This is a genomic window from Paenibacillus sp. PastF-3, assembly GCF_029893135.1.
GTDB classification, from domain to species: Bacteria; Bacillota; Bacilli; order Paenibacillales; family Paenibacillaceae; genus Paenibacillus_AQ; species Paenibacillus_AQ nitricinens.
In genome coordinates this window covers 14,282-32,430 of record NZ_JARXWM010000009.1, presented here as the reverse complement: position 1 = coordinate 32,430, position 18,149 = coordinate 14,282, and the positions used below count along the sequence as shown (strand labels likewise).

Annotated in this window: 13 protein-coding genes; 6 read left to right on the top strand and 7 right to left on the bottom strand. The window is 44.2% G+C overall.

The annotated features are described in order from the left end of the window. Positions 1 to 13: 13 nt before the first annotated feature. Positions 14 to 2,167, bottom strand: a complete 2,154-nt coding sequence (locus tag M2444_RS18530) for an alpha-galactosidase (protein WP_280787724.1) — start codon at positions 2,165 to 2,167, stop codon at positions 14 to 16. Between the two features lie 25 nt (positions 2,168 to 2,192). Continuing rightward, entirely contained in the window at positions 2,193 to 4,745 is a 2,553-nt protein-coding gene (locus tag M2444_RS18525) for a beta-mannosidase (RefSeq protein ID WP_280787723.1), read from the bottom strand. 248 nt (positions 4,746 to 4,993) lie between these two features. Here M2444_RS18525 and M2444_RS18520 point away from each other — a divergent pair, with 248 nt between their 5' ends. The 6 genes from M2444_RS18520 (at position 4,994) to M2444_RS18495 (ending at position 12,318) form a co-directional block, all read left to right on the top strand. Beyond that, the gene (locus M2444_RS18520; protein ID WP_094875487.1) at positions 4,994 to 6,346 is read left to right on the top strand and encodes an ABC transporter substrate-binding protein; all 1,353 of its coding nucleotides are present in this window, start codon (positions 4,994 to 4,996) and stop codon (positions 6,344 to 6,346) included. Between the two features lie 107 nt (positions 6,347 to 6,453). Further along, positions 6,454 to 7,347 (top strand): carbohydrate ABC transporter permease, encoded by an 894-nt coding sequence (locus tag M2444_RS18515; protein ID WP_094875489.1) that lies wholly within the window; start codon positions 6,454 to 6,456, stop codon positions 7,345 to 7,347. Positions 7,348 to 7,349: 2 nt separating this feature from the next. Further along, positions 7,350 to 8,183 carry a carbohydrate ABC transporter permease gene (locus M2444_RS18510; protein WP_094870749.1) on the top strand — a complete coding sequence of 278 codons (834 nt, stop codon included), beginning with the start codon at positions 7,350 to 7,352 and terminating at the stop codon, positions 8,181 to 8,183. A gap of 30 nt (positions 8,184 to 8,213) precedes the next feature. Further along, positions 8,214 to 10,067 (top strand): sensor histidine kinase, encoded by a 1,854-nt coding sequence (locus tag M2444_RS18505; protein ID WP_280787722.1) that lies wholly within the window; start codon positions 8,214 to 8,216, stop codon positions 10,065 to 10,067. After that, positions 10,068 to 11,567 carry a response regulator gene (locus tag M2444_RS18500; protein ID WP_280787721.1) on the top strand — a complete coding sequence of 500 codons (1,500 nt, stop codon included), beginning with the start codon at positions 10,068 to 10,070 and terminating at the stop codon, positions 11,565 to 11,567. Continuing rightward, positions 11,539 to 12,318 carry a spermidine synthase gene (locus tag M2444_RS18495; protein ID WP_481857508.1) on the top strand — a complete coding sequence of 260 codons (780 nt, stop codon included), beginning with the start codon at positions 11,539 to 11,541 and terminating at the stop codon, positions 12,316 to 12,318. Before M2444_RS18500 ends, M2444_RS18495 begins: the two co-directional genes overlap by 29 nt. Positions 12,319 to 12,400: 82 nt before the next feature. Here the strand turns inward: M2444_RS18495 and M2444_RS18490 are convergent, their stop codons facing one another. The 5 genes from M2444_RS18490 to M2444_RS18470 form a co-directional block, all read right to left on the bottom strand. Next, positions 12,401 to 13,288 carry a sugar phosphate isomerase/epimerase family protein gene (locus M2444_RS18490; protein WP_094870745.1) on the bottom strand — a complete coding sequence of 296 codons (888 nt, stop codon included), beginning with the start codon at positions 13,286 to 13,288 and terminating at the stop codon, positions 12,401 to 12,403. A 38-nt stretch (positions 13,289 to 13,326) separates the two neighbouring features. Next, positions 13,327 to 14,355, bottom strand: coding sequence for a LacI family DNA-binding transcriptional regulator (locus M2444_RS18485; RefSeq protein ID WP_218832579.1), 1,029 nt, complete (start codon positions 14,353 to 14,355; stop codon positions 13,327 to 13,329). Positions 14,356 to 14,423: 68 nt separating this feature from the next. Beyond that, complete coding sequence (locus tag M2444_RS18480) at positions 14,424 to 15,998, bottom strand: DUF3502 domain-containing protein (protein WP_280787719.1); 1,575 nt, start codon at positions 15,996 to 15,998, stop codon at positions 14,424 to 14,426. Positions 15,999 to 16,073: 75 nt separating this feature from the next. Further along, the gene (locus M2444_RS18475; RefSeq protein WP_218832580.1) at positions 16,074 to 16,970 is read right to left on the bottom strand and encodes a carbohydrate ABC transporter permease; all 897 of its coding nucleotides are present in this window, start codon (positions 16,968 to 16,970) and stop codon (positions 16,074 to 16,076) included. A 28-nt stretch (positions 16,971 to 16,998) separates the two neighbouring features. Beyond that, positions 16,999 to 17,934 (bottom strand): ABC transporter permease, encoded by a 936-nt coding sequence (locus M2444_RS18470; RefSeq protein ID WP_256989849.1) that lies wholly within the window; start codon positions 17,932 to 17,934, stop codon positions 16,999 to 17,001. Positions 17,935 to 18,149 lie beyond the last annotated feature (215 nt).

Here is an 18,149-nt window from a genome sequence, read left to right as displayed (position 1 = left end):
TGAAATAAATTATCTATTCCTGCACCTTCAATTTAAAGCATCCGCTAACATAATCCTGCTGAATATCCGGCAGTGCCAGTCCGACCTGCATTAGACGGTCGCCGCCGTAGACCTCACCGCTTGCCTCCAGAGTATAATTCAGCTCCGGATTCAAGCCATTCAGCTTCAAGCTGCGGCGTGGCGGGTGCGGCACAGCCATTACCCGGAAGTAATAAATAAGTGCTTCATGCTGATCGTCTGAGACGAACATCCATGCCGTCTCGTTACCCTCGAACGGGCTTTGCAGACGATACAGATTGCCCTGCTGAACAAGACTGCGGATCTGTTTATAGTTCGCAACCTGTTCCTTCACAAGCTCCTTCTCTTCGTCTGTAAACTTCGTAAGATCCAGCTCGTAACCAAAATTACCGGACATAGCTACATCTCCACGAAAGGACAGCGGGGTGATCCGTCCTACCTGATGATTTGGCACAGCAGACACATGCGCGCCTATGGAACTAACCGGATACACCAGACTTGTTCCATACTGAATCTTAAGCCGTTCTACAGCATCAGTATCGTCACTGGTCCAGGTCTGCGGCATGTAATGTAGCATGCCTGGGTCGAAACGGCCACCACCACTACAGCAGCTCTCGAATAAAATATGTGGAAACTCTGAAGTTATTCGCTCCAATAGTTCATACAAACCTAGCACATAACGATGTGCAGTTTCCTCTTGGCGTTCAGAGGGTAATTCTGCAGAGCCAATCTCCGTTAAACAACGGTTCATATCCCATTTCACATAGCTAATCGGCACGGTAGTGAAAATTCGGCTTAACGATTCATAGATGTACTGCCTTACATCTTCTCGCGTATAATCGAGCACCAGCTGCCAGCGGGCTTCGCTACGGCGGCGTCCCGGCACATGCAGACACCAGTCGGGATGCTTCCGGTAGAGCTCACTGTCTGGCGAGATCATTTCCGGTTCGAACCAGAGTCCGAACTGCAAGCCTAGATGGTTCACGCGTTGGGCGACATCAGACAATCCGCCTGGAAGCTTGCGCAGATCCTCCACCCAGTCTCCGAGAGAGGAGTTGTCAGCGTCTCTTTTGCCAAACCAGCCATCATCCAGCACGAATAGTTCAATCCCAAGCTTCGCGCCTTCGGCCGCAATGGACTCCAGTTTGTCCGCATTGAAGTTGAAATAGGTGGCTTCCCAGTTATTGACCAAGATCGGTCGTTCCTTATCTCTATATAATCCTCTACACAAACGAGTCCGGTACAAGCGGTGATAGGTTCTCGACATTTCCCCGATCCCCTCGGATGAATACACCATAACTATCTCTGGGGTCTGGAAGTGCTCCCCAGGTTCCAGCAGCCAAGAGAAATCAAAAGCGTTCAGCCCCATCGTAAACCGTGTCATCCCAAAGGAATCGACCTCTGCCTCAGCTTCAAAGCCTCCACTGTATACAAGACTGAAGCCGTAGGCCTCTCCATGATTCTCATCCGTTTCAGGTTTCACCAGCGCAGCAAATGGATTTAACTGGTGGCTGCTCATCCCTCTGCGGCTACCAATGGTTGTACCACCTTGCACCAGACGTCTGCGAGTCAGATTACCTTCTCTTGACCAAGCCCCTGCCAAATAGATCATATCCATTTCGCCAGACGAGAAATCCACACTCGCACTCCATGCACGCTGTAATTGCAGTTGTGTTTCTCCATCATTTGCAAACTCGACCGAGCGGGTAATTACGTTGGAATGCTCATATATGGTATATCGTAAAATAACAGTTAGCTTGGCATAATCATCCCTAAGCGTAAGCTCTAGCGTCTGTGCTTCTTGGCCAGACTCTACATATACTGAAGGCAGCCCGGTAAGTGCTGGTTTCCCCTCCATTACGCGATACCCACTGTATTTCAATTCCGTGATACGAGTGCCGTCTTCAAGCCGAACCTGATAAGCAGGTGTTCTGAAATCTCCCGTGCCGTATTGTGGATATTCCTGCGGCAGTCGGTCAAGTCCCGTATTTCCTCCCAGATTCAATAGGTCGTCCAAATTGCTGTCGCTACGCAGCTTTTTGCCCCAATACACATGTGCCGGATAATCATTGACCAGCTGAAGAATATAACTCATCCCCGCACTTTGTAAATGGAATAATCCCTTATCTTCCTGAATTGAAATCCCCATGCGATAGTCCTTCTCTCCTTAAGATTTACAGTAAATCTTCGCTCACAAAATCAACCATCGATTGAACCTTTAATCCCTTAGGAATAGCTGGAGTCCAGTCCCTTCCATCGCCCCCACGCTGAGAGAATGCTATCGTCTTGGACTGCCCTGGAAGAAGATCAAAGTAATTGTCAGAGAATATTCCTTCATCTTCTGAGGTCAGATATACGCCTCTAGCTAATACATCACTTGTCACAGTGAAGCTTAGACCTCCGCTATCTGGAGTTTCCATTATGTTAATTACTGACCGCTGCAACCGAATTTCTTTTTCCGGGACAAAATAGTGCACCTTTCGATCTATCATCTCGCCATCAGCCTGCAAGCTGATCTCAAGCAACACATCGTTCGATCCATGACCTTCTAGTAGTTCCGCCACTGGAGACGAGAATACGATAGCCGCAGAATCAGCTCCCAACTCAACTGAATGTGTCAACTCTTGTACTAGGGAACCGTTAAACTGATACAATTTAAGCACCAAATCAGCGATAACCGCTGTTCTTAAATCAGATACGACATGAACGTCAATCCGCTCACGGTCTGTACCGTCAATAGACAACAGAACATCTTGAAAGCTTGAGCGCACGGTATATTGCAATGCCTTCCAGCGTCCATTGTAATCCATCCCCGCCCATGAAGCGACTGGCCAGCAATCATTCATCTGCCAGTATAAAGTACCCATACAATAAGGTTTATTTCTTCTGTGACTTTCAATCGCGATTCGAATCGCTTCAGCCTGCAGGATTTGACTCATATACAGAAATGATTTAAAATCCTTCGGCTGCGGCAGATACATATCCATGTATTCCTTGATCAGCAGATTCCCGCGTCCATTCTTCTGATGAGCCAGCATGACCTCTGAAGTAAGCTCCAAATCCTGCTCTTCAGCATAGCTCATTACGGTCTTCAGTTCCGGGAACGATTGGAATCCGTATTCACTCATAAAGCGGCCAACCTTGGTATTATAATTCTCAAAAGGCTCAATCCCGTGCCACACGCCCCAGTAATGCACATCCCCATCGCCCACAATCCGTGTCGTATGTTGATTCATATCTCCAGTCAAATTCCGCATTGGCGAAGACGGCCAATAGTCCACACCTGGATGGAACGCGGCTACAGCCTCCGGTAGAATCCGGTGGAATATTTCCTCATAATCAGCCCACATGGTAGCTCTTTGCTCAGCACTGAGTTTTTCTTTCCAGCCCCAGCCCATATTTTCCTCGAACTGTGACCAGGCCGAATCAATCTCGTTATTACCACACCATAAGGCGATGCAGGGATGATTGCGCAATCTTTTAATGTTATACTCCGCTTCTTTCTTCACATTCGCAAGGAACGCTTCATCCCCCGGATACATGCTGCAAGCGAACATGAAGTCCTGCCAGACCAACAGCCCGTATTCATCACAGAGCCTGTAAAATATCTCCTCTTCATAAAAACCGCCACCCCACACTCGCAGCATATTCATGTTTGATTCTGCAGCCGTGGCAATTTCATGCCGATAACGCTCTTCGGTTACTTCTGTGATGAAGCTGTCATTCGGAATATGATTGGCACCTTTAGCGAAGACCGGCACCCCATTCAGTACAAAAGAAAATGAAGTCCCTTTCGCATCATGCTCCCGAATCAATTGAATGCTACGAAGCCCGGTTCTTACGCTTTTGCTAACTTCAACTTCCGTATCTTGCAGCAACTCCGCTTGGAATGTATATAAATTAGGCTCGCCTAGTCCTCTACACCACCAGAGCTGCGGCTGATCTACCACGATATCCATCTCTATTAGCTGCTTTCCACTTTTTAAGGAAACCGCTTTCATTGACTCTAATCCATCAGCACTCATTCGCAGCATTCCCTGCCATGCCGCAGGAGCATCCACTTCAATCATTGCGGTTAAATGAGCCTCTTCCTTTGTGATCACATTTTGGCGGATATGGAGATCTGTGATTTGAACTGTGTTACGCCCCTCAAGAGAGGCCCCACGCCAAATTCCACTGGTCAAAAAACGCGGACCCCAATCCCAACCGTAATGATAAGGCGCTTTGCGGGCAAAAACGCTAATCCGCTGTTCCTCTAGTCCCCCAAGCTCGGATTGATCATTCGGTGCAGGTAACGCATATCCCAGTTTCGCTAGCTTAGGCAGATCCTCTTTAACTACAGAGCGGAATCTCACTCGTATATGGTTTTCACCAATCTTCAACTGATCTTTAACATCCACTCTCCACGCCAAAAACATATTGTCTGCTGCGAGCACATGTACATTATTCACATACACGTCAGCATAGGTATCAAGACCTTCAAAAATCAGTTCTGTGCAAGTAAGCTCCAACCACTCTTCACCCAGCTGCAAAGTGGTTTGATATTCCCAATCCTTCTTATCAATCCACTGTAGGTTATGTTCATTTGTTCCATAGAAGGGATCCTCAATCTTTCCGTTCTTCAATAAATCCGTATGGACCGTGCCTGGCACAGTAGCCGGAAGCCACTCCTCGTCACCACAGCTTCTAAATTCCCACTTCGCAAGCTTCATCTCAAGATGTTTCATGGTACCCTCCTAAAAGTGTTGTAGAGCATATGCATCTTTCAAAATAGCATACCTTTTCTAGTATTTCATTGAATTCGATTGGCATTCTTAGTATTTTGTTATCCATTAGTTAGGAATACATTAATTATAATCGTTCAAACAAAACAAATAAAGACAATAAATAATAATACAATACATTTCTAAACGCTTTATTTAAAGCTATAATGTTCATGTAAACGCTAACAAAATAATGAAAAGGGGATTATGTTATGAGAAATAAGTTATTTTCGTTATCTTTTGTTATGATTATGGTTTTATCATCAACGCTGGCTGGCTGCGGCTCGAACAATGGAAACAGCACCAATAACGGGGCTTCTGCAACCGATAAGCCTGCAGCAACGAATACAGAGAATACAAGCGGAGATTCAACAAACAACGCAACAGCCGAGCCTGCAGCAGGAGCTGATATTAGCGGAAAAATCACCTTCCTGACTAACAGAACAGACATGATTGGCAAAGAATACGATGAATATTTAAAGCGCTTTAATGAAAAATACCCGAATATCAAAGTCGAATTCGAAGCTTCCCAGACCGACTATAATCAACAGGCTAAAGTCAGAATGGCTAGCGGCGAGCTTCCAGATGTTATGTTCATTCCTACCATTCCTAACTCCGACCTGCCGAAATACTTCGCTTCACTGGATGACCTCGGTCTGAACGATCAAATCACCTTTAAAGACTTCAAATCCTTTGATGGCAAGCTGTATGGAATTACCACAGGGAACTCGACATCCGGAATTGTTTATAACAAAAAAGCATTTACAGATGCTGGCATCACAGAAACACCTAAAACTTGGGATGAATTCCTGGCTGCCTGCGAAAAGCTGAAAGCAAAAGGTGTCATTCCACTGTCCTCTAACTTCAAAGATAAATGGCCACTCGGTACTTGGGCTTATGACACTCCACGCCTAATTGCAGGCAACCCTGACTTCCCTAATGAGAAGCTGAACTCTGAGACACCATTCACTTTAGACAATGGTTACGGGAAAGCTTTTAGTCTGCTGAGAGAACTGAACGAAAAAGGCTATCTGGAAAAAGACATCAACTCCACCAACTGGGAGCAATCGAAAAAAGACATCGCTTCTGGTAAGTTCGCCATGTACTATCTCGGCAACTGGGTCATTAACCAAGTTATTGGAGTAGGAGCTCCTTCAGACGATGTTGGCTTCTTCCCATTCCCTTATGACAATTCAGGTAAACCTTCCGCTACTCTTAGCCCAGACTTCTTCTATGCTGTTGCTAAAAACAGTAAAAATTTAGAAGCTGCCAAAGCTTTTGTAAAATGGATGATTGAGGATTCCGGCTATGAGGACTTTGCGGGCTTTATCTCCCCACTAAAAGGAAAAGAATCTAATCTGGCTCAGCTAAAAGAATTCCAAGCTACCGGAGTAGAGCTAGTAGAGGGAACTGTTGACGATGCGAAGGTTACAGAAATCGGCAACAAAGCACAACTGGATCTCCCTGCTGTTGTCCAGGAATTTGTGCTTGCCAAAGATCCACAAACTGTATTAGACAAATGGAATAAAGCCTGGGCTAAAGCTAAAAAAGATCTCGGCTATTAATACAAGCTTTTGACCAGAAGTACACCACGGCGCAAAATGGATTATCGCCCTTACGGATAGTCCATTTTGCCTTTCCATACCAAGCTTTTATGAAAGAAGGGCTAGCGATGTTCGGAACACTTTCCTATAACAAACAAAAAACGATAATCATCGTATCATTCCTTACGATCCCATTGTTGCTCCTTGCGACGTTTACGTATTATCCAGCGCTTAAGCTGATCTATTACAGCTTCACCAACTGGGATGGCTATAGCCCTGAGAAACCATGGGTCGGACTTGCTAATTACCGTGAGGTCTTCTCTAATCCTGATATTTTCAAAGTATTTACACATAACTTTGCATACTTCGCTATGGGAATTGTTCAGAACATAGTCGCCATTTATTTTGCAGTTGTTCTGAATAGTAAGCTCAAAGGGAAAAATGCATTCCGAATCTTACTTTTCCTTCCTTACATTATGAACGGAGTTGCCGTTGCTTTTATGTTTGGTTATGTCTTTGACACTACTAACGGCTCTCTGAACATGTTCTTGAACAGCATCGGTCTAACCGGATTAGGGCAGACCAGCTGGCTTGGAACAGAAGGACTGGTCAACTACTCTCTGGCATCCACAGGGTTTTGGCGTTTCATGGGTTATAACATGGTCATCTACATCGCCTCCTTGCAGGCTATACCAAACGATATCTATGAGGCTTCAAAGATTGATGGTGCCGGGTCCTTCCAAACCCTTTGGAGAATTACTTTACCGAATATGAAGCCAGTCATTCAGCTTAATTTATTTCTTACCGTCACAGGAGCACTGGAAGTATTTGATCTCCCGTTCGTATTGACCAAGGGTGGTCCTGCGGGCGCCAGCGAAACTTACGTACAAAAAGTAGTAGACACTGCATTTGCTTACAACAACTATGGTCTCGCTTCTGCCATGAGTATCATCTTGCTCTTCTTTGTCGTCATCGTGCTATTAGTACAGCAACTAGTTCTTAGCCGGGGAGGAGACAAATAGACATGACAAACTCCAAATTCCGCTTTACAGATGTTATTAAATACTTCTCGCTAATCATCGGCATATTTGTCGTGCTCTTTCCTCCTTATGTAGTTATCGTAAACGCCTTCAAATCAACTGATGAATTTAACAGTAGTAGCTCCATGGCGTTGCCAACAAGCTTTTTAAACTTTGATAATTTCATTGCAGTCTTCCAGCGTGGAGGTTTACTTAACGGCTTTGGTAACGTGTTAATTATTATTGCTGTTACTTTAATTCTGAACATTCTATTTGGAACTATGGTAGCATTTGTACTGGGACGCTTCTCTTTTAAATTAAAACCTGTTGTCTTCGGTGCCTATCTAATAGCTACTATCATTCCTAGCATCACGACACAAGTAGCGACTTTTGGAATCATCAAAAGCATGGGGCTTTATAATACACTCGGCGCCCCTATCGTGCTATACATCGGAGCAGATGTGATTCAAATTATTCTTTATTTGCAATTCATCCGTAACATTCCCGTGGATCTCGATGAGAACGCGATGGTAGAAGGTGCCTCTCTTTTTAAAATCTATCGCTCGATTATTTTTCCATTATTGACGCCGGCTACGGCTACTTTGATTATTTTGAAGACGATTAGTATCTATAATGACATGTATATCCCTTATCTATATATGCCAAAACAAAGCCTGGGTGTAGTTACGACGATCCTGATGCGTTTTCAAGGGGTCAATTCGGGAGAATGGAATTTGATCTGTGCGGCCATTCTGCTCATCCTGCTCCCAACTATAATTCTATATTTCTTCCTACAACGTTACATCTTTGAAGGCGTAACCAGTGGCGCAGTTAAATAAGGAAGTTGACTTTAAGAAAGGACAACGCAAATGGTATCATTCATCCGGCTAGCCTTACGAAAAATGTGGTTGTTCCTTGCCAATCTTCCGATGGAGCGAAAACTGATCGTCGTATTTGTCTTTCTGATCTCGCTTCCAATCACTTATGTTAGTTATTTGTCCTCCCGCTCCATGTTCAATTCTGTTCTTGTGAATGCAACGGAAAGCGCGAACCAAATGACATCGAATGCCTCTGATACCATTGACCGTTATGTCGCCGATCTAAAAAGATACACAGCGCTACCGCTGTATAACACCGATGTACAATTCTACCTCACTCAGCAAAATACCGACTGGGATAAAAGTACTGGCATGGCGATGTTCCTGAGCTACTTGAAGCATACGAAGGAAGAGATCATCGCCGTGTACATGGTGGATCAGTACGGTTCTGTTTTTTATGATAGAGTCCCCGGAATCCACGAGCTGTACCCTGAAGAACGACTAGCCGAATGGAGAACCTTAAGTGATGAAGCTGGAGCCGCTCCTGTCATTCAAGGCAGACATACGATTCGTATAAACTCCAATGCCCATAGAGAGGTTTTCAGTGTACTTCGCACCATTAATTCTGTAAGCACGCTAGATCATATAGGAATTCTCGTATTTGATGTAGACATCAACTTGTTTAATGGGATTATTGATCCCGTAAACGCAGTTACACAAGGCAACACATTAATTGTAGATAATAACGGAGAACTGATCTATGACAGTGAAGACGCCTCAGACTCGATGCAAACCGGCGGGGAACAAAGACTGAACACGCAGCTTTTGCTGCAGCATGTGAATCAGCAACAGGATCATTTTCAAATAGAAATGAATGGTCAATCTTATCTTGCAGTGTATAGCGTCTCGAAACAGACAGGTTGGACGACTATGGTTACGATTCCTTTGGCCCGTATCCTGTCACCTGTACAGAAGAATCGCAATGCTCTTATATTAACTACACTGATCATTATTGCTTTTGCACTTTGCGTTGCCACGTTCATCTCACATGCGCTGACTAAACCCCTTAAATCTTTGGTCCGTCTAATGAAACGGGTACAGCACGGTAATCTGGATGTCTGGCAGCACTCCAAATATAATGATGAGATTGGAATGCTTGGCAGTCATTTTAATCGAATGATCATTAGGGTCAAGGATCTGCTACAGGAAGTATCCCTCACCGAGAAGCGTAAGCAGAAGGCTGATATGAGGGCACTTCAGAATCAGATCAATCCCCATTTTATTTATAATACGCTGGAGTCTATCCGTATGCTGGCAGAGAGCAATGATGACCCCCGTGTAGCGAAGCTCACCTATTTACTTGGACTTCAGATGCGTTACAGTATTGTCCGAAGCGAAGAAGCCGTTACGATCAGACAAGAGCTGGATCATGTTCGAAATTATTATCATCTGCTACAAATCCGGTTTCCAGATAAGTTCAATCTACACATTGATGTGCCAGAGAAATTTCTACATCTTCCTGTAATCAAACTTGTCTTCCAACCCATTGTGGAGAACGCAGTTTTTCATGGCTTAGATCAAAAAGTAGGTCTCGGTACCTTAACCATCACCGCATGGAGTGAGCAAGGAAATGTCGTATTCTGTGTAGAAGATGATGGCATCGGTATGGATGCTGCCACCCTTCGTTCCTTAAATCATAGTCTGCAAAGTGGGAATGAAAGTGAAATGTTTGGAATTGGCCTACGAAATGTGAATGAGAGAATCCGTCTGCATTACGGCAGCTCATTCGGGCTCCTTGCAGAGAGTAAGCTCGGAGTAGGTACTCGTGTTACACTGCGCATTGAGGACATTCCCTTCACTACTCATAGTGAAGATGATATGAATTACGGAGAGGAGATGCTCTGATTGCTGCGTATTGCAATTGTTGACGATGAAATCCTGATCCGCGAAGGTCTGGCCCGAATGATCAGCAAAGAAAATACTGAATTTCTGGTCATCGGTACCTACTCCGATGGGAAACATCTACTTGACGAGTTACCTTCGCTTCAGCTTGATGTTGTGATTACTGACATTCGTATGCCGCAAATTAACGGCTTGGAATTAATTAAACAATTAAAAGCCAGTCACCCGCAAATCCGCTCCATTCTAATGAGTGGATTTGTTGAATTTAATTATGCCAGAGAAGCCATACGCAGCTCTGCAGTAGACTACTTATTAAAGCCTATCGATAAGGAGCAATTATTCGACCTGCTTTATCAATTGGAGAAAGAGCAGCAGTTCTCTCGTGACAAGGAGGTACGTCACCGTACCGGTCTCCTACTGACCCTTCTTCAAGTCGACGAGCCCCCATCCCCCTTGCTTTTGTCGAGCCTTACTTTGCCCCAGCCTTATTTCTCAGTCTTTGTGTTCAAAGGAAGATCAAGAGAACCCGTCTGTTTCTGTGTAGACAGTCTGCGGCAAGAGAAGGCATTTAGTATCGACAGCTTAGAGATCCAAAATGGACTGCATGTCTGTATCCTGTATTCTACAAAACAACTCTCGGACAGCGATAGGAATGAAATCGGAGACAGGATTCGTATCTCTGCCAATGGTATGATACTGCATGTAGGTACTAGCAGTTCCTATAATGATACCGCCAAGCTCAGACAAGCGTATCAAGAGGCTAGGTTAGCCTGCAGTGTCGGCATCTATAACACTGACCGATTGCACTATGCTAATATTCAGAACATTCAGCAGCCTGAGATAAATATTCTCGAGCCTTTTAATGCGATCAAGGAACCATTAATCCATGATCTGCAGATCCTGAATATGGAGGGTGCTTTAGAGCGCGTGCGTAACTTATTCTCAATGTTGAAATCACAACAAGCTGTGCCCGATCAAATTCTCCGTGTCTGTCGATGGGTTATTGAATCTGCGCAGAAAGAATTGCAAGAATTTGAGACCCTCTACAAAGGTGCACCCTATCTTGGACTGGATGAAAGCATTACTTCCAGTATGAGATTCAGTGAAGTTGAGCGTAGTTTCACCAACCATTTCTCAAGCATTCTATTTGAGATCAGAGCCCATCGCCTAGAGATGTCCGGTACAGCTGTAGAAACCATAAAGCGCTGGATATCAGCCAACTATAATCAACATGCGGATCTGAACACCTTAGCGAATATGGTTTTTTTGACACCAAGCTATTTAAGCAAGCTGTTTAAACAAGAGACTGGACTTACATTAACGGACTACATCACGGAAATCCGGCTACGTAAAGCCAAGCATCTGCTCAAGAATGCCCCTGACCTAAAAATTCACGAGATTGGAGCCGAAGTTGGATATGGCGATCCTGCCTATTTCAATAAGCTTTTTAAACGTGTAGTCGGCGTTACACCCAATGAATATAAACGAATTTCTATCGTATAAGGAGTTTGATCACTTGCAATCACAGATTCACACGAGCAGCGATAATCATGAAATCACCGTCTATGACACCACAGAACTATACGGTGAACAAGGTACGTTCCGCGTCATGCAGTTTTCCAATCAGGCCATTCAAGGTGCGATGGATCTCAATCACCCAGAACGAGTTGTGTTTGAATATCCGCGAGCCATCATTCACTTGATGAAATGCAATGCTCCCTCTTTCGAGGACGCCTTTCTTATTGGTCATGGGATTGGAACGATTGCCGGGTATTTTCTAGACAAGAGATTTAAAGTAGCTGAGCTAGACAGCGAAGTAGTCGAATTAAGCCGCCGCTATTTTGGATACATCCAAGATAACGTAGTGATCGGTGACGGACGTCAGATCCTTGAAGGTGAAGAAACACAGAAATATGATTACATCGTCTTGGATGCTTTCACCGCTGCGGGCACGCCGAGGCACTTAATCTCCAGTGAATTTTTCAGCATCGCGCATTCAAAACTGAATACCGAAGGGTATCTCCTGATGAATCTGATGGGAAAAGGTGAAAATGATCCGCTCATTAATGCTATTTACACCACGCTCGCCGAACAATTTACCTATATTAAATCCTTTTCACTGCCTTCAGATGGGACTGCGGATATCAAAAACATCATTATTATAGGTGGATTTAAGCCGATCCGCTTTCAAGCTCGCCACATGGCAGGCTTTAATGAAATCCAGCTTGGGCAAGGCTATCTTATACGGGATTAAGCTAAGCATATAAAAATGACCTCATCCTCCACTTTACTGTGGGTTTTGAGGTCATTTTTGAGTTGTTACTATCTGATATCCTTTACACCGGATTTGGGACAAAACTGCCACCTCGGCAATACTTCAAATAATTTAGCGCATGTACCTGTCCAGTCATTTCTAGTTCACCCTGGTAGACAGGATCATGCCAGCCTTCAATATCAATTGTTCCCTTATAACCAGCTTGGCGCAGAATCGAGATGATATCCACCCAGTTCGTATCCCCGAAGCCAGGCGTCCGGTCCCAGACATAAGGCTTAGGTCCATGAATTCCGTATTCCTTGACGATATCCCAGGCAATAGTGGCATCCTTGCCATGTACATGGAACACCTTATTCACCCATTTGCGTAGCTGCGGAATCGGATCAATGAGACCTATCAGCTGGTGGCACGGTTCCCATTCCAGACCCAGATTGTCTGCTGGCACAGCATTGAACATTTTCTCCCAGGCTGAAGGATTGTGAGCGATATTCCACTCTCCCGCCTGCCAATTTCCACCCATAGCGCAATTTTCAAAAGCAATTCTTAAGCCACGATCGGCTGCCCTTTTGGACAATTCACTAAACACCTCTGCAAATCTCGGAATCGAATCGTCAATCGAAGAACCTGGAAGACGTCCGGTGAATCCTCCGATAATATCTGTGCCGAATAAATGGGCATGATCAATCAATCGCTCCCAACTGGCGAGTGTGTCAGCATTGTCGCCTGTTCCTGAAAGTGGATTGCCATAAATCCCAACAGAAGAGATGACAAAATCATGTTCAGCAGCCAGTTCCCTAAGTCGTGCAGCTGTTTCTACAAGATTGGTTTCACCTGTGGTCTGCCAAAAGTTCAGGTTAAAGGATTCAAAACCATGCTGAACGATTTGCGGAATCACGGTGACGGCCTCCCCGCCACGAACCAGAGTACCTATTCTCAATGTGTCTTGCATTTGGGTTACCACTCCAATGATAGCTTTTATAGTCAGTATTAAACCTTAAGTGTTTTGAGCATCTTGCAAGAGCCTCGCTTGAGCAATACCGCATCGTAGACAATATGCTGATGAACTGACCGTCCAGAAATTAGATCAAACAGAACGCCCACACTGGATAAAGCCATTTCTGTACCCGGTTGGCTGATCGTATCAAGTGAAGGATGAAAATATTCAGCCATTTCGATCCCGTCAAAGCCAATGATTGAAATATCATCCGGAATAGACAACCCCGCGGTAAGCACCGCCTTGGCTGCACCGATAGCAATCGTGTCGGAGGCTGCAAATATTGCGGTTACTCCCTTATTCCGTTTAAGCAATCTCCGCGCTGCATCAAATCCCGAGCTAGGACTATATTCACAATCCTCCACCAACTGTGGATCATAAGGCAGATTATGTTCTTCCAGTGCTTGTTTGTAGCCCAAATATCGCCGGTTTCCTGTAGTTTCATCCAATAAAGGGGACTTGGCTAGAAAACCGATATTCTCATGCCCAAGTGATATCAAATAATTGGTGGCCTTATAAGCTTCCTTCAATTCATTAATGGTGACACTAGAAAAGATATCAGGGTCCACCTCTTGTGTAGAGGTGATCGTCGTCAGTACAAACGGAACCGTCAGCTGCTTGAACTTCTCTTCGGAATGATTGTAGGTTCCGCCCATGAAGATGATCCCGCATAGATTTTTTTCTTTGGTGAGCTGAATGGCAGCATTGATTTCATCCGTACCATCCTCTACCTGATGAATGAGAAAGGGATAACCACGCAGATTAGCCTGCCGCTCGATTTCTTTAATCATATTGGAGAAAAACGGATTGGTAATCCCCTTAACCATAAGTGCAATGTTCTTTGACTCTGTAGTTTTTAAATTTCTTGCATTGGAATTGGGAATGTAATTATATTCCTTAACAACATTCAGAACCTTTTCCCGAGTAGCCTTACTCACCAGCCCCTTATTGTTGATGACCCTGGAGACCGTCGAGATGCCCACACCGGAAATCCGCGCGATATCCTTGATATTTACGTCCACTATACTCCCCCACTTATAAGTAAGGGAGCTATATGCTACTATAGCTCCCTCACACCTTTTAACGTTCTTTAGTTCACTGGAACAAACGCAGCCAATTGCTTTTCTACTTCGGCAATAACCTTGTCAATTCCTGCTTTTTTCAGTTGCTCACGGTAATCCGCTACAGCAGCTTTAGGATCTTTGCTTGTTTTACCAAGCATCAATTGAATACCAAGCTGGGAATTCACGTTGGAGATGGAAGCAATTTCTGTAGTTACATTCGATGGATCAAAGCTAAAGCCATTGTATGGATCATCGATAGCGACTTTATCCCACTCTGCAAATAAAGAGTTACGAATTGGGTTTTCTGTATCCGTAGGAACTACGAATTTGTCATTACGAAGTGACCAAGCCGCGAAACCTCCGCCGTCCGTTTTTTCGTTGAAGCCTGGAGGCTGCTTTTTAACACCATTTTCCATAACATATTGTTTGCCTTCAATACCGTTTTGGATGAGGTTGTAGTAGCTTTTGTCTGTCATGAACTTCTCGATCACCATCAGAGAACGCTCTGGATTCTCGGAGCTCGTGCTAATTACAGTCGAGTTATCAACACCCATCTTACGTTTGATCTTCTTGTTGGCTTCCGCAAAAGTAAAGAATGCAGTTTCTGCCTCTGGTTGTGCCTTCAAATCTGCACCGTATTGGCCAATCCAGTCCTGAGCATGAGTCAAATAACCAGCGGAGTTTGCTGCTCTGAAGTTATCTTTGCTGCCAAGAGTTGCAGACAGCACATCCTTGCCCCAGTATCCTTTATCTGCCCATTCACGCATTTTCACAGCCCAATCTTCGAATTCCTGAGTGTATGCTGGATGGAAGACGGTCTTGTAGTCCTCTGGACTTTTAGTCACAAGATTTAGTTCATTCAAAGATATACCAGGTGCGTTAAGCCACATTCCTGTAGTATCTACGAGCATTCTGAACATATTGGCCGCATCTTCTGACTTACCGTTAATTGGTGGGAAGGACTCATTGGCAACAACATTATCCATGTATTTAACCATGTCATCGAGAGTTGTAATTTTTTCCATTCCGTATTTCTTCAACAGGTCTACACGATAGGCATAACCATTTGGTGTATATTCACTATAAAGACTCGGTACGCCATAGATTTTACCTTTGTACTTAGTATTTTCCCATACACTAGCAGGGATTTCTGCCTTCAGCTTAGGAGCAACTTTATCGAGCATATCGGTAAGGTCCACTAGAGCACCTTCACTAGCCAATGTGAAATAGGATACAGGTGCTCCTGGAGATGCATGAGACATATCAAACTGCTCGCCTGAAGCAAATAGCAACGGGTATTTCGTATTGATATCTGGCCAGTCAATATACTTCACTTCAATTGTAGCGTTGAGATCAGCCTTGAGCTTTTTGTTAATCTCAGCTAGAATCGCCTTATTTTGAACACCTTCACTACCCCACAGATAATACACCAACTTAGCTTCTTTGGAAGTGTCTACTCCTCCTGCATTCGTTGAAGCATCTGGTGCCTTCGTAGCTGCCGGATCATTACTCGCCTCGTTGTTCTTCGATGAACAGGCTGTCAATGCCCCAGTAAGCATGAGTACAGCAATTAAAGAAGACGCAATTTTTTTACCTTTCATTAGGTAAGCCTCCCTTTTCTTTTCTATTTATGAATTGCATTTATAATAAACGCGCCTTCGAAAAGGAGACGTCCATTAACCCTTTACAGCCCCAACGGTGAGGCCTGTTACGAAATAACGCTGTACAAATGGATAGAGGAGAATAATTGGCCCGGTGGCCAGCACAGCTGTAGCCATCTTGATGGATTGCGTTGGAAGATCAGCTGTATTGATAACTGCCCCCGAATTGATTAGTGTACCGAGATTCGTCTGATTGACCATTCGCTGCAAGAAGTATTGGAGTGGATATTTCGTCGGGGAGTCCATATATAACATCCCGTTGTACCACTCATTCCAAAAGCCTATCGCCGAGAAAAGCCCGATGGTAGCTAAGGAAGGAACCGCCAGCGGAATAAATATCCGCCAATAGATACGGAAGTCGCCAGCACCGTCAATGGTAGCAGATTCATATAAGGAATCCGGAATGGCCTTCATGAAATTACGCATCAGGAAGATCGACCATGCGCCAACTACAGCCGGTAGAATCATGGCAAATAAGTTGTCTTTCATATGCAGGTGCTTGACCATCAAGATGTACGTTGGAATCAAGCCACCGCTGAAGAGTGTCGTAAAGTAAATTAGAAAGGAAAAGAAGTTGCGATACTTGAAATCCTTGCGGTTAAGCACGAAGCCAGCCATCGACATCATGAACAGTCCAAGGACCGTACCCACTACGGTTATAAAAATAGTTATCTTATAAGCATTTACTAGTTGCGTAGAGTTGTTAAACAACAATTCGTAAGCCTTAAAGGAAAATTCCTTAGGCAGCAGCTTGTAGCCTTCGCGGACAATTTCCTGCTCGTTCATAAACGATGAGGAGATCATTAGTGCAAAGGGAAATACACAGAACAGTGCAAAGATACTAATGCAGATATAGCTAATCACTTTTATGATAATACTTCCGGAATCCTGTTTGATTTTTTGAGTTTCCATATTCATCACCCCTGTTTCGTGTCTGGTTTTAGAACAATGCGCTGTCCGGCTCGACCTTACGTACAATAAAGTTAACTACTAGCACCAGAATCAGGCCAAACATGGATTGGTAGAAGCCCACCGCGGCGCCCATAGAGAAGTTGAATTGTCCCACCAGTGAACGGAAGACATAGGTATCGATAATATCCGTCTGCGGATACAGCACCGAGTTCGTACCGATCAGATTATAGAAAAGGTCAAAAGAGCCCTTGAGAATTCCACCCATACCAAACAGTAAAAGCAGAATAAAGGTTGGCTTCAGAATCGGTAAGGTCATATAACGGATCCGCTGCCAGGTAGTAGCTCCGTCCATATAAGCAGCCTCGTACAGATCATGATTAATCCCTGTGATCGTTGCCAGGTAGACAATCATTCCATATCCGGTAGCGGCCCAGATCTTGAAGGCTACTATGATATATTTCCATATGCCCGGATCAGAATAGAACTCGTAACGGTCTAGCCCCATTCCAGTTAGCATCGTATTGATGAACCCGGAATTAAAATTGAATATATTGTAGGCAAACACACCGACGATAACCATAGAGATAAAGTAAGGTAGGAGAATAACGGATTGAGACACTTTCTTGAACCACTTGCCCGAGATCTCCGATAGCATAATCGCAAACACAATTTGAATAATGTTACCCAGTGCTAGGAAGACGATGTTGTAAAGAAGCGTATTCTTGGTAATATTCCACAAATCTCCATTTTGAACCAGAAATTCGAAGTTTTTCAGACCGATAAAATCACTTCCGAAAATACCCTTGTTGAGCTTGTAATCTACAAATGCGACATAAGCGCCAGGCATTACGGCATAGTGAAAAATAATGAAGTATACGATTACAGGCAGCAACATTAGAAAAAGCACTTTGTTCTTAATGACTTCCCGGACAATATTTCCACCCGCAAGCTTAATTCTTGCCAATGAGCCCACCTCCAATTTGAAAGATGCATTTCATCACATGCATAACTTAGCTTCCTTTCTTGTCCCGCAACCAGCATGAAACTGCTTGCTCATCCTTTATAATAAGCGTATCGGATGATATAGAAACGTTTCCATAATTTCTTTGAAACTCCCTGTACGAAAATCATACTCCCTAGTTGTATGCGCTGTCAATTGATTTTATTTTTGATTTTCTA